The sequence below is a fragment of the Pseudomonas sp. SGAir0191 genome, assembly GCF_002812565.2.
In the GTDB taxonomy this organism is placed as follows: Bacteria; Pseudomonadota; Gammaproteobacteria; order Pseudomonadales; family Pseudomonadaceae; genus Aquipseudomonas; species Aquipseudomonas parafulva_B.
On the sequence record NZ_CP025035.2, the window covers coordinates 735,703 to 756,289 of the forward strand.

The window sequence follows — 20,587 nt, forward strand, 5'->3', positions numbered from 1 at the left end:
ATCCAATCCTTCGGTATTATTTCTTCGCAAAAATCAAAATATCTTCACACTTGACTTTTGCCATCAGGCGTCTGCGGCTGATTTTAATATTTCTTTCTTTTCGAAGCTCTAGCGTGAAACCCTTATCTAAAGCTACGAGTATCAGTTCATCAGTAGTCGAAGCGCGCGCCTGCGATTCTCCCACAACCAGAGCCATGAATGAACCAGTTTTAAGCACACGGAAACTCTGTTCAAAGAAGTCGGAAATAAATGTCATATAAAGGTCATGGCTGTTTTTGCGTGACCTGTTAGAGCGTGCCCCAGATTCAATTGCGCGGAGTTTTTCGAAGTCTCTGAAACCAAGGCGCTCATGCGCTAATTCATCTCGGTCAAACCACAAATAGCTCAGTCTCTGAGACTTTACATAGTCAGCAACGCCATAATATGGCGGAGATGTCATGATAAAGTCCACGTGCTCACTCGGGATGCTTTTCATGTTATTGACACAGTCGCCGGCAAGCAGTTTGTATCTAGATCTGGTTTGCTTTCTTGTTTCTTTTTCTATATGGATTTGAACTGCTTTGTGCGAAAGTGTAGTGAGTTTTGAATATTCGTTTGCTGCATTGATGAAGCTAGACAGTGCATCTTTATAAACTATTTCGGATGCCTTTGGTCTGACGTTATCGCAAACCCATCCCCAGTGTCGGCCTTGAGATGATGTATTCTTTAATATGCCAGAGAAAATTGCAAGAAAACACTTTCTCAGTTGGGTATTCTGAATCTCAAGAATAGAGGCTAGCAGGCGGTTTAGGGTGTAGAGGGTATCTGGGTGATACCAAGCTCTAAGCTCATCTTGGTGTGGATGAGCAGAGACTTCTTTTGTGCCAAACAAGTTTTGACACTCATTGAAAATTTTATCGATCTGCTTTCGAAGCCTTTTAGGTTCTGGGAAGTGAAGCTTCGCTTCACTCATCAGAAGTGCAATGGGATTAGTATCAATTCCTATGAATCTACGGCCTAGGCGAATGGCCTCTACCCCAGTAGTTCCGGAGCCATTGAAGGGATCTAAAACTAAGTCATTTTTCTTTGTAAAAACAGGTATGAGAGTTCCTGGTATTGCTGCGATATATGTCGCTGGATACCAGTGTAAAGAGTGAATTCCCGAGTTGCTTAGAGTTGGGAATGACCAGTCTATATTGTGCAGGTGTTCAGTTGAGTTCAAGTTTCAGTTCTTCCGTAACTGGGTAGAAGCTTCCTTTGTATGTTTCGGGGAAGTCAGCCTCGAAAGTGTCGACACCTAGAAATCCACAGAATAGTGAAGTAACCTCTTTTCTCCATGCGGAAATTTCGGTTTTAGTTGGCTTGACTTTTCCGGTTGTTTTCTTAACCAAGGCAATCATGCAGCTAGTGGAATCTTGGCCTAATTTCACTTTTTGGCTGCTATTGATCGTGACCTCAATCTCCCGGCTTACGAGGCCTTTTTCGTTCCAGACGAAATATCCCGCATCGTTAAAAGGTGCCTTTATTTTCTCGTTCATCAACTCGGAGATTTCCGAGTTTTTTCTCTTGTGTGAAGCTTTAAAGTTTTTGAACCATATGTAATCTACGAACTGATAGTCACAGCCAGCTATGAGTTGCTTTGCCAGCTTTTCAGTGTTAGGGTGTTTTCGTAAATCTTCTTCGAACTCTGGTTCTGTTTTGAACCAAAGCTGAGGTGTAATGATTTCGTTCGCGACGGCTAAGCGCACAAGGTCGGTCTGGAGTGCGTTATAAGGTATACATTCAGGGTGAGCAATAATCATTGTATAAATTCGCTGCCTGAAATCTAGCCATTGATTTAGAGGTTCAATAGCTTCAATGCTGAATGTTAGTCCGTTCTTTTCATCGAGTTTCATGTGGCTTCGAATTTTAAGAATGTTCTCTTTAGCGTGTTCCCATCCTAACATGGCTGCCATTCGATGAACGTTGTCGATGTTATCAATATCAATATCTGCAGATACTGCGCTGCGTTGACCTTTATTAGGACAAACCAGATTTATTACTGAATCTTGATCGACATTATGCTTCTGTAATATTTTTGAAAGCTGCAATTGCTTTCCGAAAACTATTTCTTGATAGTCATTGTCGTCGCTTATCACCCCTTTTATCATGCGGGAAAGGGTTTCCTCATGATTAAAGCTTTGATCTATGCGTTTTAACTCTGACTCTACCAGATGGCCGTAAGGTGGTATTGCAGCATCATGTAGAATTGCCGCAGCCAGAAGTTCTTTTGTTTTGGTCGTATTTAAATTGCTCTTGTGAGCTAGCTCAACAGCTAAATAAGTTACGCCTATGGAGTGGGGAAGTCTTCTGGATCTACCCAATTCCTGGATCAACGGCACATCAAAATTCATCTGACGCATGTTACGCAGCCTATGGATCTCTGGACTATCTAGGAGATCGGCGAGCAGCGAAGTAAGGTTCTCATCAGAGAACTTTATGAGCCCATGCAAAATGTCGTGGAATTCCATATGGCCCTTCAATTCTAGTATTACGAGTAGTTCATACTGAGCTTTCTATGCGAGATTGTACACGCTTAGGGTGTCCAGATCATGCCCTATCCTTAAGGCTCAGAGCGGCTAAGATCGGAAAACGTCGGCCTTTTGCACGTCCGATCGACGCTTTTGCTTCTATTCACACACACTGATGCGGCAGCATGGCTAGTCAAGGGGGAAGGCCCAGAGCGCGCGCCCAATTTTTTCCATTCGTTTCAGAATCAGTTTTGTGGTCAGTACGTAGCGATAGTGAGTGATGGGAGCGCGATTGATCAAGAAAACGTTCAGGAACCATTGAACGTGCTTCAGCTTCCACTCCCACGGGGTGGCATTTTGCCATCTTTTTGCGATGGCAGTCTGCATGACTTTCGCCTGACTGATGTGCCGCCGTCTTGACGCTGGCGAACCACTCAATACACCACTCAGAAAAAGTGACATATCGGACTGACGAATCATCGGCAGCCTCCGATATACGCTGATGCTACGTCAATCCTGGAGTGTCCTAGCTCGTAGCTGACCTGCAGCCGGGCATTCGATCAAGCTTACGGTCGGTGTGATAGCAGTGCCCACCATTGACTGGGGGGGAGTGCCCGGTAAAGCTGCTATATCTCTCACATGCATAAGAAGCTCGGAGCTCATGAAATCCTTTCAGCCCCTGTTCCTGCATCATGCGTCTCGCATGGCGAATGGGATTATTTAGAAAGCTCACATAGCTTTCTCGCCTAGTCAGAAGGTTATGGCTTCCTGCTGGTGAGACGAGCGAAGCAAAGTCCAGTGCTGCTTTCGCTCTGGGGGGCATCTCTACCCACCTGGGTGCTAAAGCACCAGATCGCCCCCCCTTTGTCCCCTCTTGTATATTGACGCAGCCAAAGCGCTCAGCCTCGCGCAACAGACGAGGTAGGTCAGCGAGAACAGCTTCCCTTAAGCGCATACCCAATGACCTTGCCAGTAAAACGATCGCTCCTACCCGTTCATAGCGCTGTTCAACAAGTACTGTCACGATGCGGCTGATAGAAGCGTAATCTTGGCCGTCCGGTATACGAACGCGCACATTCGAGCGTTCTTGGCCGATTGCCATGCTGGGGTTAGCGAGTCTCATAACCTTGTCGCCGCGCAGTGCAGCGAGGGTGCGGTTAACGCTGCTCAGGCGGTTTTGCGCAGTGGCGATGCAGATTTCTCCTCGGAGAATTTGATTGCGTAGGTACGCGGCGTACTCATGAAGAGTCTCTTGACTGATCTGGCGAGCATCGTTGTAGCCAGGACCGTCCACTGACCGGCACCAGCGCACGAAGGCGTGCCAGCGATCACTGTGCGCTTTGACGGTGGCGTAATGGCCTCCGGCAAACAGATCTTCCAATGCCTGCCGACCGGCGTAGCTCAGTTGGCGACCGTAGCCAAAGTTGCGACCGTCACGCCGTCCGACCAGCGCCATTGTCTTCACCTTCATAGTTGGTTTGTAGGAGCAGCAGCAGTGATTTCCAGTGGAGGCCGATGGTGTCCAACTGTCCCCAGTGTGCTGGGCGGATGAGGAGGGCATTTTCGCTGCGTTGCAACAAAGCCTCTTCTTCTTGCAACTGCTCGATAAGTCGAGCGAGGTCTGTTGACTCAGATGTTGGAGCGGCGACAGCGGCGACACTGGCGACAATCCCCGCCGCATCTGGATTGGCACGTGGCGACAACGTGGTGGCAGTGGCGGCGACACACCGTAGCTCGGTCGGCGAGCGATGTTGCGCTCGATAGCGGCGCACGGCGTCATTGAGTCGGAACATGGCGCACCTCGAATATGTCCCCGTCATTGTCCAGCCAGTTATGAGCAACCAGTTGCAGCAATAACTCGAAGGTGTGCCGCGTGCTTTTACGAGCAAAGGGGGGGCCGTTGCGCGTAAGGTCGCGCAGGCGAAACGGTGGCCAGTTCTTCTTTATCAACCAGCGCAGCAGGCAATCAGCCTCTGCGCGAAGCTTATTCAGTGGTTCCTGTTCAGTCAGGCATTGGTACTCGGCCAGGTAGTAATCCATCAGCGTGGAGGCGCGCTGAATGTGCATGTCTTCCAATACAGTCGATTCCTCAACCACCGCCATCACACCAGCCATGCGTAGTACGTTCGCGGCGGCTTTGCTCGCAGCAGCTTGGACGTTGACCAGCTCGCCGAACTCCCCTGACTCGCATTCAATGGTGTCGTGAATGGCAATCCATGCTTCACGGGCGCGTAAGCTCAACTCTATGACCGCAGGTGTGAGGCCACCATCTGTATGCCGTGACCAAGGCTTCTGCATCAGCGCGGCAATACGCTGCTGGTACAGGTGCACCTTTGGATCTCGGGTCAGATCGATGGCTTTGTATAGCCGTTGTCCAACCAGACGCTCCGGCCAACTGATCAGGCAGCGTCCCAGGATGCCCTGGTCTTTGATATCTGCGTCCTGAAGCAAGCGGTCGGCCAGGCGGGGTTGCAGCATCAAGTGCATGCTGAGACGGCGGTCATAGGCACGCAGACTTTCCCCTGCCATCGCGCGCGACCGATCAATCGGGCTGCCGTCCCACAGCGTCGACAAGTGAGTGATGGCCTTGATCATGTTGTCCTTGCTCATGGTGCTGCCGCCCAAAAACTGGCCGCCTTCATCGCTGAACAGACCCATGCTGGGCAAACCCATGCTGGGCAAACCGTGGCACAGGCTTTTGACCAGGCCCTCTATGGTCGGCTCAGCAGTGAGCAGTCTCGGTTGGACGGGTTCGGGTTGGGCGTCCAGCGCTAGCTGTGCTGACTTTTTCGAGGTCGGTGACTTCGCGGTGAGACTCATTGCAGCTCGGTGCGCCTTGAGCTGTTCGCCATAGGCGATCCACTGCTGTCTTTCCCAGTCCCGTACGGCCTGCAGCGCAACATGGTCCACCGCGCTTTTGCGATCACCCGAGCAAGCCACCGTCAGCAAGTACAGCGACAACGGGAAGATTCGGCCGTCGAGGTGAACATTGGCGTGCGCCTGGCTCGCCAAAGCTGCCGTGGCCAGAACGGATTGCGCGGCCATGGCGCAGGGCACGCCGATCACATCGGCCATGATTTCCTCGGCAGGCCCCAATAGATCGCCCAGCGCCGCGACCGGGTAGGGTAGGGGCGCTATCTGCTGTTCCAACAAGGGGCGTGGCGGCCCTTGTACTTGGCGCAGTTGCATAGCCTTCCTCCATCAATTACCGATCTCTCCCTCACGTCATCCCGCCAAGAATGCTGAGTGTTATCAGGGATCAAGGCCCCTGCGACCTGTGAGGGTGTCTACTGGCGCGGGACTGGCGGCTCCTTGCGTCCGGGAGCAAGGGCATCTCATGATCTGGCCTCCTGAGCACCGTTGCCGGTGGGCGGGTGGAGGCTGCATTGGCTGACAAGACCAGTGCCGCGAGATCCTGAGCCAATTGCAAGCAGCAATGCGATGACCGGGGCATGCCTGACTGTCAGTCAGGTGCAGTCCATTCCTTGGTCTGCGGCACCATCATCTACATGGCTGTAGCTGGTGGCATCGGCGTTTGTCACGAGGGGAATTGCGCTACGCAATGTGCTATGAGGGCAGGAACAGCGGAAGGCGCGCTCCTCTCATTGCTGGATAAAGGAGTCGGAACGGTTGAGTGGCCGAGTGCGGCGAACTGAAACTCCATTACAACGAACGGTTGAAACTTTATTGAATCGCAGACACAAAAAAAGACGCCCATAGGCGCCTTCCTTCGTCAATTTGGTGGAGCCGGGGGGATTTGAACCCCCGTCTAATCAAAGTTTCATGCCGCCTTGAGCGTCAAGGCTGGCATAACGCTGTCATTACCGTTTCTTTTTCAGTTGCCTTATCCCATTCTGCTTGACTACCTCAACGAACAGCATGTAGTCGGCGAATCTCCCCGGGATATGAATGTCATTTTGCTCCATCAAATCCTTGACCTCTCCGACTACATCATCCTGGAGAGGTTCTGATGAACAATTTCGGTAGGTGATTCTCGGTGGAAGATTGCCACCATAGCGGTAGCAAAGAAAGCCGTCTTGTCCGACTTCCCAAGATTTATGGCTGCAAGGATTTGAACTGTCTGAATCTATTTTTCCAACCTCATGTTTTATGTGTTTGGCCAGCATGCAATAGCGCTTGAAAGAGTTCGCATTAAAAATCTTTCTGTACCTTTTGTTATAGCTATTGACATACTCTTCGTTTTCTCCGCCTTCCACTGGATATCTGGCATCATTAAGAACAAAATTTTTGAGCGAATCTAAATCCCTTATCTGCTGATGGCTAATATTGGTCAGCAAGTCCGAGGCGATGGCTCGGAAGTTATGGGAGTAGCTTCTTAGCTGACTACGAAATGAATCGTCTGGATAGCCTATAAATAGTTTTGTTAGCCCAGCTTTGAGGTACATTTCAACGCAGTATCCGATTAGCAGGATTGAGGCCTTTGGAAACCCGTTGCTGACATTTACGTGATTTATAAACTCCCGTCTCATGTTTTTGAAGTCACGTAAATTTTCAAATTTACGTGACTTTACTACCCACGACGCCCACAAGTGGCGTGCGCTAACGTACAGGCCGTCTCCCTCTTTGATCCAGTCTTTAGGCCCCAGATCTCCCTGCGAGTTGCGAGCTAGTTTTATCGGCTTTTGTGGCGTATCCATCATCTGCGCTTCCCTCCTTTGGCTGCCATAGAGATTCCGCTTTGGCTCCTGCGCACGTGTCTGCAGCAGGCATCCATCTTCCGTATACCCGCGCAATCATAGTCCAGTCACTGTGTCCCATCTGTCTGGCCACCCACATAGGGTGCTCCCCAGCCGACAGCATCATCGACGCATAGGTGTGCCGTGTCTGATATGGGCGCCGGTATCGAACGCCGGCCCTCTTCATTGCCGGGTGCCACATTGTCTTGCGGATTGGCTGGTCCCCGGCCCAGCGTTCAAGCGTCCGGGGGTTCTGGAATACTTCAGCATCAGCCAAGAACGTATGCGCCTTCTGCGCTGTGAGCGCTTCAAGGGCGGGGCGCAGCAGCTTCACAGAGCGCCGTCCTGCTGCTGTCTTGGTGACCTCGGCCTCCCCACCCGCTGCCTGGGTCATAGCACGGCTGATCATCACTTCTCCCCGTACCCAGTCTACGTCTCCCCAATCCAATGCCACCAGTTCGCTGGTTCGCAGGCCGGTCCACAGCGCGAACTGCACCATGTTGCGCGCCTGGCCGGTCAATGCCGCCAGAATTGCCTGCTGTTCCTCGGGCGAGAATGGGTCCACATCATCATCTCGAGGCGGTGCCTCTTTCCTGGCATATGTCCAACCGGCCAACGGATTAGTGTCGAGGAGCTCTTCGTCGACCGCGTCGTTCAGCGCCGAGCGCAGGCAACTCTGGATGTTGCTCAGCGTTTTGTTGCTGACCTTCAGACCGTCTAGCCAATCCCGAACCATCTTGCGTTTGAAGTCCACCACCAAGTGGTGACCCAGGGCCGGCACAAGCCTTAGCTCGACAATCTTCCGGTAGCCCTCGAACGTGCTGCTGGAGACGTGTTTCTTCTTCGCTTCAAGCCAACGCGTGAGGAAGCCGCCAACAGTCTCCCGACTCGACTCCGGCGCGAACTTGGCTGCTCGCGCTGATCCTGGAAACGTGACGGCGTAGTCGAATGTCCCCTGAGCAATTGCGTGCTCGATAGCCGCCTTGTGCTGCTGGGCCTTTTTCAGATTAGTGGCGGTGGGCTTGAGCGCGACGCGCTCGCGGCACCGAACACCCCGGTACATGAACGTGATCTCGATGCTCGAGTCTGAGACTGCCCTGACCCCGCTCCCGCCTCTACCCATGATTCATATCCTTCCATGTCAATCAGCGTCCGGCCATCCGGAGCTTTCAGCCAAATCTCACCAAGCCGCCAGATCCCGTCGCGGATCTTTGAGCGGATCGCGTCCTCGGTGTAGCCAGACTCGCTGGCGAACTTTCTGACGGTCATGTAGCGCATTGATCTACTCCACCTGGTGCGCCAGGTTTGGGTTATCACGGCGATCTGTCACATCATCCCAATCCCAGCTCAACTTGGGGTCACTCTGCGGGTGGGCCTGCAGGGTGTGCAGGTCCAGCAGCGTGAAGTGCCCATCCATCCAGCCGCCTGTGTCGATGTGATAAACGTTGCCCAGCACCGCCGGGCGCCTAACCGGTGTGTGGCCTACCACCACCGCCCGCACGCCGCTGACACGGTGGTGCTGCTCATGGGTGATCCGGCTGCGCGACCATTGCACCGCCTCCTCGATATTGCGGAGGCCCGGCATGCCGCCTTCGGCCCAGGACTGGAGCATCTGCCAGGTAGGTAAAGGACAGTCAGCGTGCACGATCCCGACAAAGCCTTGGGGCGTCATCACCTCAGTGATCAGCGGCAGGTCGGCCAGCAGCTCGACATAGCACGCCTGCTCCACGGATGATCTGGCATAGAGCCAGGCCCCGCCGTTGGATAGGTGCACGTCACTGATGCGGCCGGACGGATCGAACCGGTAAGCCTCGATCGCCATCTGCTCGTGGTTACCGCGCACAGCGTGGAACCATGGCTTAGCCAGCCAGGTATCCACCTGATCCGACTCGGGCCCGCGGTCCACCAGGTCGCCTACGGAGAACAGCCGATCAGCAGCTGGATCGAAGCTGACCGCGTCCAAGGCGCGCTGCAGGCGAGTGAAGTGTCCATGAATGTCACCGACGGCAAAGTCGCGGCCGGCGGTGTTGATGGGGAAACGCTGTAAAATGCTCACGACATTACCCCCGTGGCCTTCGCTGCCGCTGTAACGATGAATAGCGACACCAGGAAAGAAGACGCTGCAAGCATGGGGTGGCCGCTGTATATCAACGCGTACAGCTGGAAGGAGCTGCTGATCAGGCTCATCCAGAAGTAATGCATGATGCGCTCGGCTGCATCCCCGGTAACCACGCCACTCAGCACGCCGGCCCAGGCCATGACGTTGAATACCACGGTCACATAGAAGGCGAACCGGTGAAGCTGTGTACCGCCGAATAGCAGCGATAGGCTAATGATCGCGCTGATGCCTGTGGAGATCAGGGTCTGCATCATGGTCGACCTCCTGCCAGCGCCGCCAGCTCAGCCACCAACGCTTCGGTCCGCCCGTAGAACTTCCCCGTGTCCTCGTTCACGAACCGCTCGAGCACGGTGGCCACTGCCTGCTGGTTGGCCAGGCCGCGCAGATCCGCCTCTGTGATAGGTGCGTCGGTCGCCGGGGCGTGCACGTAAGCCTCCTGGCTGATCAGCAGGGTGCGCACTGGGCGGATGCCCTTCCTCTTGCTCACCCAGTTCGTATCAGGCGTGCACCAGGGCAGCATGGCCATGCACCATGCTGTGGCCGCGTTCGACTTCTGGCTGCTGCTCCAATAATCGTGAGCGCAAGCGAAAGCGTTCGGGGAGTTGTCGCGCTGTGACATGCTGCTGTTCCAGTCGGGCAGCTGCAGGAGGTTGCAACGCAGCACCTGCAGTTCCTCGATAGACGGGATATGCCAGCCCCAGGTGCCCCTGATGTTCATGCCCAGAACTTTGCGGGCGATGGCGCTGCCCTCGGCAGCCATGGCTTGAGTGTTGGCCATGCCGTCGAACCGGCAGGTAGCACCGTTGATGCGTGGGCGCGGGCCTTCCTCCTGCCACCAGTGGGCGGCGACCTCGAACTCCCTGCCTGCATCTATCACTGCGTGCTCGGCGCCGTCGAAGAAGATCCGGCCGGCGTAGAATCCGCCACCCAGGGGCTGGCCTACGGCAGGGAGGGCGGCGGGGTTGATTGCTCGACGCTTGTTCATGAGAGCCTCCGGAAGTGGTCGGCCAGCACGCGGCGCCCATCGAGGCCGCAAGCGGAAGACAGGTCGAGGACCTGGCCAAAGGTGGTTTCACGGTGCTGCAGGGCATCCCACAGCAGTAGAAGCAGACCGGCCTGGCTCATGGCTGCTGCTCCTGCTGCTCCTGCTGCTCCGGGACCTGGTTCGCCAGCACAAGCGCGCCGAGCAGTGCCTGCTGGCGCTGCTGCAGGCACAGGTACTCCCGTATCGCCTTCACGATCAGCGAGTTCATGGAGCGATCGTCTGCGTCGGCGGCCTTGGCCACCTGGTCGCGCATTCCATCAGGGAGACGCACGACGAATTTGTCAGCCGTGCGCGAGCCGTATTCAAAGGACATGGCACACCTCCAAAGGGTTGGCTGCCATGCTCTGCATCACTGGCTGCTCCAAGGCTTCCAGGCGCAGCTCCTCATCCAGCGCGCGATCAAGGTCGGCGCCGCCAATGACCGTGTCTCCCTGAGTGACTAGCACGACGTTGGTTGGATCCTCGATGCAAACTCGGTCACGGAGGCGTCGGTACCGGCGTGCATCGGCAACCAGTTTGACGTGCTCGTCGATGCTGAACGCTGGGGCCTCCTGGAAGTTACCTTCGGCAACTCGACGCTGGTGGATTTCTTCGCGGTCGATGACCACGCCTTGCGGCGCCACAATGCCTAGGCGAACCTGGTTACCTTGCAACCCGGCAATGGTGACGCGGATGCTTCCACCGATGATGATGGCTTTGCCGACGTTACGAGTAAGTATGAGCATGTGAATCTCCTTATTTCAGGCAAGCCAAAGGCCTGCCGCGGTTGTTGGCTTTCGCAAAAACTGGTTTGGTCAAATCAGGTGGTAGGCGTCACGCCACCGCCAGGGCGCAGTCGACGCGCCGGGTTGCTGCACGGGTTTCCACCCGGCGCTCGCCACCGTTACCGCTGCGCCGTACGCGAAGCATAAGGTCGTCGCCAAGCACGGCGTGAGTCGTCATAAGCGCGACCAAGGCCATTACGGCGGGGCTGATGATCTGGCGCTTGAACGCTTCGAGCACCAAGCCACGCATGGTTTTGGCACCGAGCTTAAACCGGGCGTCCTCGATACGCTTTTCAACGGTCTTGGGGCTGATCCCCATCAACCGCGCGATCTCTTTCTGGGTCAGATCGTTGGCTGCATGCAGCGTTGCCTCAAGTTCACGCGGAGCAAGCCCCATGCCGAGAAAACCGGTCCAGCCGCTGGCGGTGATGGTCTGATTGGTCATGCGGGTTGCTCCATGCGATGAGTCGATGGAGATAAAATTACCAAAGGCAATTTATTGTGTAAATGCCTTTGGTAATATTTATTTGGCGGTTTACAAAAAAACCGCTCGAAAGCGGTTTCAGTATTGCTCTACTGACCTAGTCATCTGGAGCTTCCTCCGCGCCAGGCTACCTGTCCTACGACAGGAAGCCTATCTGCAGCCTCACTGCTAAGCATCTCATCTGGATACCTTTGCTTATCCAGGTTGTCACACCTCAGTGCCCAGCCGCCGGAAATCATTTGGAAGACCCTGCGGATGGTGGTCTTCCCATCAGGACGACTGATTAAAAAAATCTTTCCATCCTCAAGTATCTTCTTGAATGTGTCGATCATGACTACATCCTCGCGAGCGATATGTGGGGCCATGCTGTCGTCTGTAACGTACAAGATCTTGAGGTGTGGGTAATGAAGGCCCATGTCTCTAAGCCAGCCGCGGCGGAACAACATTCCTTCAGTAAGCCCTACATGCTCATCGTTTACCCCAGGGACAAATGAGTTATCGTCCAACAGCTGAGGAATGAGCACGTACTGCTCGTGAGGAACGGCATCCAAAACCTTGGCGCTGCGAGACCAGGTTTGCTTGAAGTCATCCGCAAAGGACTCAATCACGTCCGCCAAGCGGGGGCTGAAATCCCTGACGGGTACTCCAAGACTCTTGGCGAAGGCTGCGGCGACTGCGGCGTTCAGTGGGTTCACGCCGTTCAGATAATGGCTAACAGAGCTCTGGTTGATACCCAAGCGGTGCGCAAGCTTCTCTTGAGTGAGCTTGAGCTCTTTTTTTTTGCCGTCGAAGATCGCCTTGAGTCTCTGGCATTCTTCCGCGCGATCAGCAGGTAATGGCTTTTTCATGGTCGCATAATATTCCCGTTAGTAATGCCCATCAAATGCCAAAGGTATTGCAAGAAATAAATGCCAAAGGTACTATCCCTGCAAAGCACTAGCTGGAGGTAGGCCATGACCATGGTCCCCCTGAAAGATTTCGCAAAGGGTCACGGGCAGCCGCACGCAGCATCCCTACTGGGCATGACACAGGGTGCCCTGAGTAAGGCTATCCGCATTGGACGTACGGTCTACGTCACGCAGCAAGACGACGGTTCTTTTGCTGCCGTCGAATTTCGTTTGTTCCCCACCCGGAATGATCGGGAGGCTGAATCAGGCCCGACCTTGGATGAAACGATACGCCATCTGGCCTTGACGGTTCAGACGGGCAAACCCTCTGTGAATCCATCCAGTGCCGGAGGTGCGTCATGACCATGGGAGCTGCACTCCACTCAATTCTTTCTCCGGACGGAAACGACGTCACATTGGCCGATTTCGTCAGATCACATGGGCGCAGCGCTGCAGCGAGGGCTCTAGGGTGCACGCCGCCTGCGCTCTCGAAAGCGGTTGGTGCATCAAGAGAAATCTACGTGGTGGTTCAAGAATGCGGTACCGCTCAAGCTTTTGAGATAAGCCGTTTTCCTGGCCGAGGAACATAGAGCTATAGCATTTTTTGCAATGGCCCCGTTCATCATCTACGGCGAAACCAGAAGTATTCTCTCGCCGCTGGCGCCATCTAGGAATCAACACATGCATCCAACAGCTGCGCCACCAAAAAGACTTACCAATCCACCCTAACCGGGGGCGGACCCACCAATTTCTGCATTTGGCTTAGCCCACAAAGCAGAAAACCCGGCTTCGCAGGCCGGGCTTCTCAAGCCACTCGTTCGCAGCGAGTGGGTGTTTCACATCACCTTGCTATAGGGAGATGCGCTATGTCGCACCCGAAAAATACCACCGCGCCATCATCGGCGCAACCGATCCTCACCACGCAAATAGATTTTCTCAGTACGCCGATCGATAACCGAGGCATGCAGTTGCTCTCGGTTGCGGCAGGTACCAATGCTGAAGACGCACTGCGTGCAGCCCGCACTCTGTCTTCTGGCCTAAGCCAACTCTGCCAACACATGCACGACAGCCTGAATATGGGCGAGATGGCGTACTGCGACGGTATGGCAGCGCTGAGCTTACTGGGCGAGACGGTCAGCGCGCTGGTCTGGTCAGTTGAGGTTGCTGTCGCTGACAGCCAGGGAGGTCGGCAATGACCGTTCAACTCCAAACCGTTGCCCACCCTTTTGCCTTAAGCGGGAACCACGATGTGCTCGAGGCGGCGGCAGGCGTTCCAATTCACGAAGCACTTGATGCCGCCACCGGTCGCCTGGAGGCGGTAGTTGCCGGCCTGCGCGAGTTGATGACTGAGCCGGCCGTATCCAACGCGGCCACCCTGATCTATTTCGCCGCCGACGCAGCGCTTGCGCTTTGCTACGCAGCCCATGCCGGTGTCACTCCGGACCTGGGAGGTGCCGCATGAGCATGGATGAACTCGAGACCGTCGCGCAGGACGCCACCTTTCAGATTCAGTGCGCCATGACCCATATCGACTGGCTGCGCGGGGTGTTGCATGTCCTTGAGGATCGTCTCAAGGCTGCCGGCGATTCGCGCGGCGCCACCGTCGCCAACCTTTCCCACTACAACTGCGATGTCTGGCACAACGACCTGGACAGTGAGCGGGAGAGCCTGGAGAAGCGGATAGAGCAGGCAGCCGGCGCGCCACAAAAACCTACACCTGCAAAGCGTGGCGCGGGAGGTGCGGCATGAGCCTAGTCCCGTTCTGCTTCAAGGGCGCCCCAGTCCGTGTCGTGACTGACGAGAGCGGTGAGCCGTGGTTCGTCGCCAAGGACGTTTGCGACTTGCTGGGGTACGCGAATCCACATGACGCAGTAGGCCGCCATTGCAAGGGGGTCGCGAAACGCTACCCCCTTCAAACAGCTGGCGGGCAACAGGAAGTTCGGGTGCTGTCCGAAGGAGACATGCTGCGCCTTATCGTCAACAGCACCATGCCGGCGGCGCAAGAGTTCGAAGCGTGGGTGTTCGATGAGGTGTTGCCGACCATACGCCGCACTGGCTCCTACCAGCGTCAGATGACTCCTGCTGAGCAGGCGCTTGCTCACGCTCAGGTGATGGTTGACCTAGAGCGCCGTCAGTCTCAGCAGCAAGTGGCGCTGGAGCGAGTCGAGGATCGCACCACCAAGCTGGAACAGGTGCGCTACCTCGATTCAGTGCCCAGCGGCTTTGAGACCATCACCACAATCCGCGACCGCATAAATCGCCGTCACGGCCTACCGGCCTGGGTGGTGAATGCCGTGATGCGCGAGGTGTCCTGCGCGCCGCTGCCGTACGCCTTTGTCCGCAGTCGTCATGCAGACGAGGGCGGGCAGCCCTTCGCTATCTGGCCTAAACCAGCTGTCACCCAGCGGTTCGACCGGTTCGTAACCGAATGCGCCTACGAGACGGCTGAGCGCGCTACCCACCCCGAAATTCCCCAAGGACGGTTCAAAATCAATCGGAGGTCCGAATGACCAATGTACTGAATTTCCCTTCGCCGACTGAGGTGGAAGTGATCAGCGAAGAGGCCTTTCGGAAGTACACCGACGCGGCCCTGCTCTTGAAGTGCTTCGAGGTCGTCAAAGACACGCTCGACGTGATCAACGAGCCTGAGTACCAAATCGAGAAAGAGGACGACACTCACATCGACCTCATACGGGCTTTCTACGCGCTCAAGGTGTTGTTCGATCGCAAGACAGGTAATGACGCCGCGGCTGTGTCCCAGGAGCACTGGGACGCTATGCGCCAGCACCTTCTCCAAGGCACACCGTATCCCGACCAACTGATCCCTGTCGCCAGCGCACTTATCAGTCCGATCCCGCCTGATGGTTATAGCCATCTGAGCAACCTGGAGTTGGCCTGCGCGGCTTACAACGCCGGCGATAAGGTTCGGCTGGGGACCATCGCGACCCTGTCAGCCGACAACGCGCAGATCAAGGCGACCGTCGCGGTGGAGGCGATCAACGCCACCACTGCCCTCGGCATCCTTGTGCGCCGTCTCGCCGGCGGTTCTCTGAATCATCTCGGGCAGCACGCCCTCATGGTCAAAGGCGCCGGATCGGAGACACTCCAATGACCCCGATCACAAAACCCGCCCAGGCGCCCCAGCAGCGCGCTGGTGCTGCGATCGTGGCCGGCCCCTGGCCCGACTATACCGCCTTCCGGCATCTGCTGGAGGCTGATCGCTGGCGTGCGTATGAGTGCGCCAAGCGTCACCGTGCAGACCTTGTCGCCCAGGGCTTTGAGACGGCCGAGCCCTACGACGCCTTCGTGCGCCGCGTTTGCGAGGAGTTGCAGCTGTGAGCAAGCCAGTGAATGTGGAGAAAGCCACGCCGACGACGTTCTATGCCAAGCAGGCGCCGTACAGCTCATTGAGCAACGACGTTGTGGCCATGATCATCAACCCGGATGCTCTGGCCATCTGGACCTACCTGCAAACGCGCTCCAGCGACTGGAAGGTCATTGGCTCACACCTGCAGGACAGGTTCGCAATCGGTCGCGAGCGCTATTCGAAGGCCATGGCCTGCCTCAAGGATTTGGGGCTGGTAAGCCATGAGGTCGTGCGCGAGGAAGGCACTGGGAAGGTGCTCGGCCGCCGGGTGATCGTCCACTACGAACCGAACCTACAGGTTTCCGAATATTCGGTTAACCGAAGTGTGGGTTTACCGAACTGTGGGCAAACCGACAACTACTTAATAAAGGATTCTATTACTCAATCAATAGAGAAAACACCAACGGTCGCTGACGCTCCCTCTGTGGTCGAGTTTGATCGATTCTGGAAGCTGTACCCGCGCAAGGTGGGCAAAGCAAAAGCCGAGAAGGCCTGGGCCAAGCTTAAGGTCACCTCCGACCTGTTCGACCTGATGGCCGCCTCCCTGGCCGCATGGGCCGTATCCACCGACTGGACCAAAGACGGTGGGCAGTTCATCCCGCACGCATCCACCTGGTTGAACGGCAAGCGCTGGGAAGACGAATTGCCTGCAGTCGCTGGTGCAAATGCAAAGCCCCAGACCAGCGCAGTCCTCCAAGTACCTGCCCACCACCAGGAGATGTACCCTGATGACTACATCTAAATTCAGCCCAGCGCCTGCCGAGCGCGCTACCGGTGTTGCCAAATGCGAAGCACCAGGTCACGGCCAGTACGAAACGAAGCAGGTCGAGCAGTTCGATGGCGGATGGAGGGCAACTGATTGCCCTCGCTGCCGCTGGGAGGCGCTAAATCTCCAATGTGAAGTCGACGTAAGAGACGCTGCGTACGCCAGAAAGGAAGCCGGCGAACTCAATCGCGACCTGTTCGCCACCGGCATCACGCCGCGCTTTCGTGGGTGCACGTTCGACAGCTTCATCACCAATGCCCAGTCGGCCAAGGTCCGCGCCCAGTCTATTTGCCGGCGTTACGCTGAGGAGTTCGAAGACCACTACCGGGCCGGGCGCGCACTGATGCTCCTGGGCGAGGTCGGGAACGGTAAGACTCACTTGGCCTGCGCCATCCTGCAGCACGTGGTAAGGGAGCACGGGGCCACAGGGCTGATCGTCACCGCTGAGGCAATCATGCAGGCGGTGACGGACAGCTTCCGTAGCAACGCCGGGCCGTCGAAGTCCGATCTGCTGGCCGAGTTGGCCGCTGTCGACTTGCTGGTGATCGATGAGGTGGGGATGCACACGCCCCGCCCGGGTAAAGACTTCATGCCCAGCCTGCTGCATGAGGTGATCGACCGCCGCTATCAGCTTGTGCGCCCTACGATCCTGATCAGCAACCAGGACCGCGAGCAACTGCCAGCCTTCATCGGGCCGCGTGCCATGGACCGTCTGCGCGAGAACGGCGGCTTGTTGGCGCCGTTCACTTGGTCGTCGGCTCGTATCGGGGGTGCGGCATGATCAACCAAGACTACGCGGCTGGCACACAGGATGTGTCACGGTTGCACAGCCCTGAGTCAGAGCATGCCCTGATCGGCGCCATGATTCACCAGCCAGCGCTCATTGAAGACGTGAAGCTGGAGGTCGGTGATTTCTATCAGCCCGACTGTGCCGAGCTGTTCGAGCTGCTGCTGGCGCTCAAGGCGAAGGGGCGGCAGATCGACGTGGTAACACTGTCAGATGCCAGGCCGGCCCTGGCAGACGGTCGTGGAACCCTGGCAGTGGCTGCTCACATCGCTCACAACACGCCGAGCGCGGCGAACTTCGCCGAGTACGCCCGGATCGTGAAGCAGCGATCGGTGGCTCGCCGGGTTATCGCTGCTGCGCACATCATGTCGGAGCGCCTGAAAGATGGCGACTCGCTGGACGAAGTGCTGGCGCAGGGGCAGCAGGCCTGGATTGCGCTCGAAGCTGAAGGTCTGGATTCACGCAAGCGGTACCGCTTCGTGGGCGAGATTCTGCCCGAGGCAATCGACGGAATTGATCGCCGGTTCAATCGTGAGGTGGTGTTGGGCTTCGACACCGGCCTGCCATCTCTCGACAAGTTCATCCCCGGTGTCTGCCCCGGTCATATGGTCGTCATCGCTGGCGCCCCGGGTAGCGGCAAGACCACCCTGGGCCTGGGTATCGCTGACCGAGTGGCATTGGTGGCCAAGTCAACGTCACTGGTGTTCAGCCTCGAGATGACCGACGTGGAGCTGACAAACCGCTCTCTTGCCTCGGTCGGCAGTGTGCAGCTCAAGCACATCACTGAAGGGCATTCGATGGCTGATGGTGATTGGCCAGGCCTTACCGCTGCGGTCAATCAGCTCAACGGTGCGCCCTTGATCTTCTGCGACGACGCTTCATTGACCATGCGGGATATCCGCCAGATTTGCCGGACAGTAAAGCGCGAGCACGGACTGGGCTCGGTCACCCTGGACTACATCGGCCTGGTAAACGGCGAGAGCAAGTCGGCCAGCAGGTACGAGCAGGTCACCGACATCAGCAAATCGATTAAGCGACTGGCCAAGGAGTTGGGCGTGCCCGTGATGGTGCTGGCGCAGTTGAACCGAGGCCCGAGTAACCGCGCCAATAAGCGTCCCACGAAGAGTGACCTGCGCGATTCTGGGCAGATCGAGGCAGACGCCGATGTGGTGGTGCTGGTCCACCGGGACAGCGAATCTGAGGAAGGGCAGTCCGGCGTCACCGAGCTGATCGTAGACAAGAACCGCCATGGCGAAACCGGAATCTGCCGCGTGCAGCACCAGGGCGCCTACCACAGATTTGCCGAGCTGGTCGGGTACCAACCGAGCAACGAAGAAGTCGAGATGGGCAGGACATTTGCCGGCCGTCACCGCACCAAAGGAACCCAGTATGAAGCTATCTGATCTGTGGCCACGCGCTGGCGCTGGCAAATCTGCAACCCCGGTCGTCTCGGTAACCGTCACCAAGCGTGCTGGCGCTGAGCAACCTGTAGCCGGCGACAACGCCCCAGCGCCAAGCACTGGCCTGCGCGGGCCTATGCCACTACCAGCCACCCTGGTCGAGTGCGAGGCGCTGGAAGAAACCCTGGCCCGTGACGCCATCCGCCTTGAGTGCCAGATCGGGCAGGCCAAGGGTAGGGCCGTATCCGAAGGCAAGTACGCCAACCCCGACTGGTACCACCGGGCCAAGGCCGCGCTCAAGCACATCAACCGCGACCGCCAGCGGCTGGTGCAGCACATGCGCGCACTGAGGGTAGAGGCGCGGCGCAATTGCCCTGCCTGGCAGGCCCGGGACAAGGCAATCCTGCGTGAGCTCAATGCCAGGGTATCCAAGGAGCTGTACGACGAGTGCGTGCGGGTGGTGGACGAAGACCTGGAGGTGCTGCGATGAATCCGTTCAAGTTGATTGCCCGGATGCTGGCACCCGTGCACGAGCCTGCCGGCTACCAGCCAGTAGCCGCCGAAGGACTGGTCATGCTTCCACCAGGCATGCAAGCGGTCGAGGTCAAGCGTTATCCCGAGGCCGAACGCATCGCGTCCTCGCTGCGCGACTATCCGGGCGACTGGGCTTGGGAGCTCAAAGGGCACACGCTCAAACACACGCCGACCGGCTTCGTGCTGTGGGTTGCCAACGACGATTACGGTCTGGGTGAGCGCTCGCACGGACGCACTTCGAAATTCTCCGCGCCGGAGCAGGCGATTATCTGGCCGGCGGTAGAGGCTTGGCTGGCATCACACAAGGTTGGATTCACCGGCCGTCTGCCCAAGGTGAAGATCTGGCGCTGCATGTCCCAGCAGCACCCGTGGGCTGGCGCTGGTGATACCCCGGAAGCGGCTTATCGGTCCTGGGCGAGGGCTGTATCGGTGGAGGCGCGCACCGACCAGCGCTCTGGTGAAATTCTGCACGTATGGAGTGCCACACGATGAGCAACGTTACTGCGGCCCTGCCGCGCAAGAGCCTAACCGCCGTTGAGTGCAAATTCCTAAAGGTGGGTAACCGCATGCTCCTGGAGCAGAACAACGGACGCATCGCCTCGGCAGCCCTGATGGATATCGTGGCTGATTGGCACGCCGCGCGCGCCAACGTGGGATTCGAGCAGTTCGCCAAGGGATGGATCACCGAAGGCAACGCCAAGAACAAACATGCTGACAAGCTGCTGCGCGACCTGTTCGGCCTCAACACTGACCCTACGCCCCGGAGGGCTGCATGAAGAAACGAACCTACGTGGACAAGGCCCTCGGTGACACCGAATACATGCTCGAGCAGTGGGGTTGGTGGCGGATGTGCGAGATGGGGGCACCTCGCTACGTGTCACCGCTATACGCGCTCATGCGCGACAACGTACCCAGCGAGGGCGGTGCTCGGCAGCATGTCATCACAGACGACTTGGCGCTGATCATCGACGGTGCCGTGGCCAGGCTCACGAAACGCAATCAGCAGATGGGTGATTTCGTATGGGCCTACTACGGCTCGAAGCATCCAGCCATGCGGGTCGGCCGGGAGGCGGGTATGTCAGAGCGCAAGGCGCGGGAAATCATCAAGGCGGGCGTTGCCTGGATCGATTGCGCCCTCGAAGAAATTCGAGAAGCTGCGTAAAAAGATCTATGCGGGCGGATAAACACCTGTTTTCATAGCAGCGTGTCCAGCTTGCAAGCAACGCGACACAGGCTAGCCCCGGACAT

30 protein-coding genes and 1 pseudogene are annotated in these 20,587 nt (G+C 56.9%); 15 read left to right on the forward strand and 16 right to left on the reverse strand.

Annotated features, from left to right (window positions below; translation table 11 throughout):
- Positions 1 to 16: 16 nt before the first annotated feature.
- The 16 genes and pseudogenes from CWR53_RS23335 to CWR53_RS03260 all read right to left on the reverse strand — a co-directional run bounded on the left by CWR53_RS23335 (position 17) and on the right by CWR53_RS03260 (position 12,446).
- Positions 17 to 1,201: a DNA methyltransferase gene (locus CWR53_RS23335; protein ID WP_100850791.1), complete on the reverse strand. Its 1,185-nt coding sequence runs from the start codon at positions 1,199 to 1,201 to the stop codon at positions 17 to 19.
- Positions 1,188 to 2,489, reverse strand: a complete 1,302-nt coding sequence (locus tag CWR53_RS03190; protein ID WP_100850792.1) for an HD domain-containing protein — start codon at positions 2,487 to 2,489, stop codon at positions 1,188 to 1,190. The genes CWR53_RS23335 and CWR53_RS03190 overlap by 14 nt, the downstream gene beginning before the upstream one ends.
- A 189-nt stretch (positions 2,490 to 2,678) precedes the next feature.
- Positions 2,679 to 2,969 carry a hypothetical protein gene (locus CWR53_RS03195; RefSeq protein WP_100850793.1) on the reverse strand — a complete coding sequence of 97 codons (291 nt, stop codon included), beginning with the start codon at positions 2,967 to 2,969 and terminating at the stop codon, positions 2,679 to 2,681.
- Positions 2,966 to 3,945, reverse strand: a pseudogene (locus CWR53_RS03200) (integrase domain-containing protein). The gene CWR53_RS03195 and the pseudogene CWR53_RS03200 overlap by 4 nt, the downstream one beginning before the upstream one ends.
- Entirely contained in the window at positions 3,923 to 4,282 is a 360-nt protein-coding gene (locus CWR53_RS03205; RefSeq protein ID WP_100850794.1) for a hypothetical protein, read from the reverse strand. Before CWR53_RS03205 ends, CWR53_RS03200 begins: the two are co-directional and overlap by 23 nt.
- Positions 4,266 to 5,678 carry a YfjI family protein gene (locus CWR53_RS03210; protein WP_100850795.1) on the reverse strand — a complete coding sequence of 471 codons (1,413 nt, stop codon included), beginning with the start codon at positions 5,676 to 5,678 and terminating at the stop codon, positions 4,266 to 4,268. The genes CWR53_RS03205 and CWR53_RS03210 overlap by 17 nt, the downstream gene beginning before the upstream one ends.
- Before the next feature lie 632 nt (positions 5,679 to 6,310).
- A complete protein-coding gene (locus CWR53_RS03215; protein ID WP_138031804.1) occupies positions 6,311 to 7,150 on the reverse strand; it encodes a hypothetical protein in 840 nt (279 codons plus the stop codon).
- Positions 7,086 to 8,309, reverse strand: a complete 1,224-nt coding sequence (locus CWR53_RS03220; RefSeq protein ID WP_249414294.1) for an Arm DNA-binding domain-containing protein — start codon at positions 8,307 to 8,309, stop codon at positions 7,086 to 7,088. Before CWR53_RS03220 ends, CWR53_RS03215 begins: the two co-directional genes overlap by 65 nt.
- Before the next feature lie 159 nt (positions 8,310 to 8,468).
- Positions 8,469 to 9,242 (reverse strand): metallophosphoesterase, encoded by a 774-nt coding sequence (locus CWR53_RS03230; protein WP_100850796.1) that lies wholly within the window; start codon positions 9,240 to 9,242, stop codon positions 8,469 to 8,471.
- Positions 9,239 to 9,559 carry a hypothetical protein gene (locus tag CWR53_RS03235; protein WP_100850797.1) on the reverse strand — a complete coding sequence of 107 codons (321 nt, stop codon included), beginning with the start codon at positions 9,557 to 9,559 and terminating at the stop codon, positions 9,239 to 9,241. Before CWR53_RS03235 ends, CWR53_RS03230 begins: the two co-directional genes overlap by 4 nt.
- Positions 9,556 to 10,290: a hypothetical protein gene (locus CWR53_RS03240; protein WP_100850798.1), complete on the reverse strand. Its 735-nt coding sequence runs from the start codon at positions 10,288 to 10,290 to the stop codon at positions 9,556 to 9,558. Before CWR53_RS03240 ends, CWR53_RS03235 begins: the two co-directional genes overlap by 4 nt.
- Positions 10,287 to 10,430 carry a hypothetical protein gene (locus CWR53_RS22890; RefSeq protein WP_181405458.1) on the reverse strand — a complete coding sequence of 48 codons (144 nt, stop codon included), beginning with the start codon at positions 10,428 to 10,430 and terminating at the stop codon, positions 10,287 to 10,289. Before CWR53_RS22890 ends, CWR53_RS03240 begins: the two co-directional genes overlap by 4 nt.
- Entirely contained in the window at positions 10,427 to 10,663 is a 237-nt protein-coding gene (locus tag CWR53_RS03245; RefSeq protein WP_100850799.1) for an Arc family DNA-binding protein, read from the reverse strand. Before CWR53_RS03245 ends, CWR53_RS22890 begins: the two co-directional genes overlap by 4 nt.
- Complete coding sequence (locus CWR53_RS23415) at positions 10,653 to 11,075, reverse strand: carbon storage regulator (protein WP_100850800.1); 423 nt, start codon at positions 11,073 to 11,075, stop codon at positions 10,653 to 10,655. The genes CWR53_RS03245 and CWR53_RS23415 overlap by 11 nt, the downstream gene beginning before the upstream one ends.
- A gap of 88 nt (positions 11,076 to 11,163) precedes the next feature.
- Positions 11,164 to 11,559 carry a response regulator transcription factor gene (locus CWR53_RS03255; protein WP_100850801.1) on the reverse strand — a complete coding sequence of 132 codons (396 nt, stop codon included), beginning with the start codon at positions 11,557 to 11,559 and terminating at the stop codon, positions 11,164 to 11,166.
- A 140-nt stretch (positions 11,560 to 11,699) separates the two neighbouring features.
- Positions 11,700 to 12,446, reverse strand: coding sequence for a LexA family transcriptional regulator (locus CWR53_RS03260; protein WP_100850802.1), 747 nt, complete (start codon positions 12,444 to 12,446; stop codon positions 11,700 to 11,702).
- Between the two features lie 105 nt (positions 12,447 to 12,551).
- Here CWR53_RS03260 and CWR53_RS03265 point away from each other — a divergent pair, with 105 nt between their 5' ends.
- From CWR53_RS03265 to CWR53_RS03335, 15 genes are all read left to right on the forward strand, one after another.
- Positions 12,552 to 12,848, forward strand: a complete 297-nt coding sequence (locus CWR53_RS03265) for a Cro/CI family transcriptional regulator (protein WP_100850803.1) — start codon at positions 12,552 to 12,554, stop codon at positions 12,846 to 12,848.
- A gap of 2 nt (positions 12,849 to 12,850) precedes the next feature.
- Entirely contained in the window at positions 12,851 to 13,075 is a 225-nt protein-coding gene (locus CWR53_RS23420; protein ID WP_100852577.1) for a Cro/CI family transcriptional regulator, read from the forward strand.
- A gap of 276 nt (positions 13,076 to 13,351) precedes the next feature.
- Complete coding sequence (locus CWR53_RS03275) at positions 13,352 to 13,681, forward strand: hypothetical protein (protein ID WP_100850804.1); 330 nt, start codon at positions 13,352 to 13,354, stop codon at positions 13,679 to 13,681.
- Positions 13,678 to 13,947 carry a hypothetical protein gene (locus CWR53_RS03280; RefSeq protein ID WP_100850805.1) on the forward strand — a complete coding sequence of 90 codons (270 nt, stop codon included), beginning with the start codon at positions 13,678 to 13,680 and terminating at the stop codon, positions 13,945 to 13,947. The genes CWR53_RS03275 and CWR53_RS03280 overlap by 4 nt, the downstream gene beginning before the upstream one ends.
- Positions 13,944 to 14,234: a hypothetical protein gene (locus CWR53_RS03285; protein WP_138031805.1), complete on the forward strand. Its 291-nt coding sequence runs from the start codon at positions 13,944 to 13,946 to the stop codon at positions 14,232 to 14,234. Before CWR53_RS03280 ends, CWR53_RS03285 begins: the two co-directional genes overlap by 4 nt.
- Positions 14,231 to 14,995: a Bro-N domain-containing protein gene (locus CWR53_RS03290; protein WP_100850807.1), complete on the forward strand. Its 765-nt coding sequence runs from the start codon at positions 14,231 to 14,233 to the stop codon at positions 14,993 to 14,995. The genes CWR53_RS03285 and CWR53_RS03290 overlap by 4 nt, the downstream gene beginning before the upstream one ends.
- Positions 14,992 to 15,597, forward strand: a complete 606-nt coding sequence (locus CWR53_RS03295) for a hypothetical protein (RefSeq protein WP_100850808.1) — start codon at positions 14,992 to 14,994, stop codon at positions 15,595 to 15,597. The genes CWR53_RS03290 and CWR53_RS03295 overlap by 4 nt, the downstream gene beginning before the upstream one ends.
- A complete protein-coding gene (locus CWR53_RS03300) occupies positions 15,594 to 15,824 on the forward strand; it encodes a hypothetical protein (RefSeq protein WP_100850809.1) in 231 nt (76 codons plus the stop codon). The genes CWR53_RS03295 and CWR53_RS03300 overlap by 4 nt, the downstream gene beginning before the upstream one ends.
- The gene (locus CWR53_RS03305) at positions 15,821 to 16,594 is read left to right on the forward strand and encodes a hypothetical protein (protein WP_258313201.1); all 774 of its coding nucleotides are present in this window, start codon (positions 15,821 to 15,823) and stop codon (positions 16,592 to 16,594) included. The genes CWR53_RS03300 and CWR53_RS03305 overlap by 4 nt, the downstream gene beginning before the upstream one ends.
- A complete protein-coding gene (locus tag CWR53_RS03310; protein ID WP_100850810.1) occupies positions 16,581 to 17,399 on the forward strand; it encodes an ATP-binding protein in 819 nt (272 codons plus the stop codon). Before CWR53_RS03305 ends, CWR53_RS03310 begins: the two co-directional genes overlap by 14 nt.
- Positions 17,396 to 18,808 (forward strand): DnaB-like helicase C-terminal domain-containing protein, encoded by a 1,413-nt coding sequence (locus CWR53_RS03315; protein ID WP_100850811.1) that lies wholly within the window; start codon positions 17,396 to 17,398, stop codon positions 18,806 to 18,808. Before CWR53_RS03310 ends, CWR53_RS03315 begins: the two co-directional genes overlap by 4 nt.
- Positions 18,795 to 19,295, forward strand: coding sequence for a hypothetical protein (locus CWR53_RS03320; protein WP_100850812.1), 501 nt, complete (start codon positions 18,795 to 18,797; stop codon positions 19,293 to 19,295). Before CWR53_RS03315 ends, CWR53_RS03320 begins: the two co-directional genes overlap by 14 nt.
- Positions 19,292 to 19,831, forward strand: coding sequence for a hypothetical protein (locus CWR53_RS03325; protein ID WP_181405459.1), 540 nt, complete (start codon positions 19,292 to 19,294; stop codon positions 19,829 to 19,831). The genes CWR53_RS03320 and CWR53_RS03325 overlap by 4 nt, the downstream gene beginning before the upstream one ends.
- Positions 19,828 to 20,115, forward strand: a complete 288-nt coding sequence (locus CWR53_RS03330) for a hypothetical protein (protein WP_100850813.1) — start codon at positions 19,828 to 19,830, stop codon at positions 20,113 to 20,115. Before CWR53_RS03325 ends, CWR53_RS03330 begins: the two co-directional genes overlap by 4 nt.
- On the forward strand, positions 20,112 to 20,501 hold the full coding sequence (locus CWR53_RS03335) for an antiterminator Q family protein (RefSeq protein ID WP_100850814.1): 390 nt from the start codon (positions 20,112 to 20,114) through the stop codon (positions 20,499 to 20,501). Before CWR53_RS03330 ends, CWR53_RS03335 begins: the two co-directional genes overlap by 4 nt.
- The last annotated feature ends 86 nt before the right edge of the window (positions 20,502 to 20,587 follow it).

Excerpts from the sequence above, each read along its gene's own strand:
- CWR53_RS03245 (WP_100850799.1), bottom strand. The coding sequence starts at position 10,663 with ATGTCCTTTGAATACGGCTCGCGCACGGCTGACAAATTCGTCGTGCGT.
- CWR53_RS03260 (WP_100850802.1), bottom strand. The coding sequence starts at position 12,446 with ATGAAAAAGCCATTACCTGCTGATCGCGCGGAAGAATGCCAGAGACTC.
- CWR53_RS03280 (WP_100850805.1), top strand. The coding sequence starts at position 13,678 with ATGACCGTTCAACTCCAAACCGTTGCCCACCCTTTTGCCTTAAGCGGG.
- CWR53_RS23420 (WP_100852577.1), top strand. The coding sequence starts at position 12,851 with ATGGGAGCTGCACTCCACTCAATTCTTTCTCCGGACGGAAACGACGTC.
- CWR53_RS03285 (WP_138031805.1), top strand. The coding sequence starts at position 13,944 with ATGAGCATGGATGAACTCGAGACCGTCGCGCAGGACGCCACCTTTCAG.
- CWR53_RS03290 (WP_100850807.1), top strand. The coding sequence starts at position 14,231 with ATGAGCCTAGTCCCGTTCTGCTTCAAGGGCGCCCCAGTCCGTGTCGTG.
- CWR53_RS03255 (WP_100850801.1), bottom strand. The coding sequence starts at position 11,559 with ATGACCAATCAGACCATCACCGCCAGCGGCTGGACCGGTTTTCTCGGC.
- CWR53_RS03300 (WP_100850809.1), top strand. The coding sequence starts at position 15,594 with ATGACCCCGATCACAAAACCCGCCCAGGCGCCCCAGCAGCGCGCTGGT.
- CWR53_RS03205 (WP_100850794.1), bottom strand. The coding sequence starts at position 4,282 with ATGTTCCGACTCAATGACGCCGTGCGCCGCTATCGAGCGCAACATCGC.
- CWR53_RS03295 (WP_100850808.1), top strand. The coding sequence starts at position 14,992 with ATGACCAATGTACTGAATTTCCCTTCGCCGACTGAGGTGGAAGTGATC.
- CWR53_RS22890 (WP_181405458.1), bottom strand. The coding sequence starts at position 10,430 with ATGAGCCAGGCCGGTCTGCTTCTACTGCTGTGGGATGCCCTGCAGCAC.
- CWR53_RS03265 (WP_100850803.1), top strand. The coding sequence starts at position 12,552 with ATGACCATGGTCCCCCTGAAAGATTTCGCAAAGGGTCACGGGCAGCCG.
- CWR53_RS03195 (WP_100850793.1), bottom strand. The coding sequence starts at position 2,969 with ATGATTCGTCAGTCCGATATGTCACTTTTTCTGAGTGGTGTATTGAGT.
- CWR53_RS03190 (WP_100850792.1), bottom strand. The coding sequence starts at position 2,489 with ATGGAATTCCACGACATTTTGCATGGGCTCATAAAGTTCTCTGATGAG.
- CWR53_RS03320 (WP_100850812.1), top strand. The coding sequence starts at position 18,795 with ATGAAGCTATCTGATCTGTGGCCACGCGCTGGCGCTGGCAAATCTGCA.
- CWR53_RS03325 (WP_181405459.1), top strand. The coding sequence starts at position 19,292 with ATGAATCCGTTCAAGTTGATTGCCCGGATGCTGGCACCCGTGCACGAG.
- CWR53_RS23415 (WP_100850800.1), bottom strand. The coding sequence starts at position 11,075 with ATGCTCATACTTACTCGTAACGTCGGCAAAGCCATCATCATCGGTGGA.
- CWR53_RS03240 (WP_100850798.1), bottom strand. The coding sequence starts at position 10,290 with ATGAACAAGCGTCGAGCAATCAACCCCGCCGCCCTCCCTGCCGTAGGC.
- CWR53_RS03330 (WP_100850813.1), top strand. The coding sequence starts at position 19,828 with ATGAGCAACGTTACTGCGGCCCTGCCGCGCAAGAGCCTAACCGCCGTT.
- CWR53_RS03275 (WP_100850804.1), top strand. The coding sequence starts at position 13,352 with ATGTCGCACCCGAAAAATACCACCGCGCCATCATCGGCGCAACCGATC.
- CWR53_RS03210 (WP_100850795.1), bottom strand. The coding sequence starts at position 5,678 with ATGCAACTGCGCCAAGTACAAGGGCCGCCACGCCCCTTGTTGGAACAG.
- CWR53_RS03315 (WP_100850811.1), top strand. The coding sequence starts at position 17,396 with ATGATCAACCAAGACTACGCGGCTGGCACACAGGATGTGTCACGGTTG.
- CWR53_RS03215 (WP_138031804.1), bottom strand. The coding sequence starts at position 7,150 with ATGATGGATACGCCACAAAAGCCGATAAAACTAGCTCGCAACTCGCAG.
- CWR53_RS03220 (WP_249414294.1), bottom strand. The coding sequence starts at position 8,309 with ATGGGTAGAGGCGGGAGCGGGGTCAGGGCAGTCTCAGACTCGAGCATC.
- CWR53_RS03235 (WP_100850797.1), bottom strand. The coding sequence starts at position 9,559 with ATGATGCAGACCCTGATCTCCACAGGCATCAGCGCGATCATTAGCCTA.
- CWR53_RS03310 (WP_100850810.1), top strand. The coding sequence starts at position 16,581 with ATGACTACATCTAAATTCAGCCCAGCGCCTGCCGAGCGCGCTACCGGT.
- CWR53_RS03335 (WP_100850814.1), top strand. The coding sequence starts at position 20,112 with ATGAAGAAACGAACCTACGTGGACAAGGCCCTCGGTGACACCGAATAC.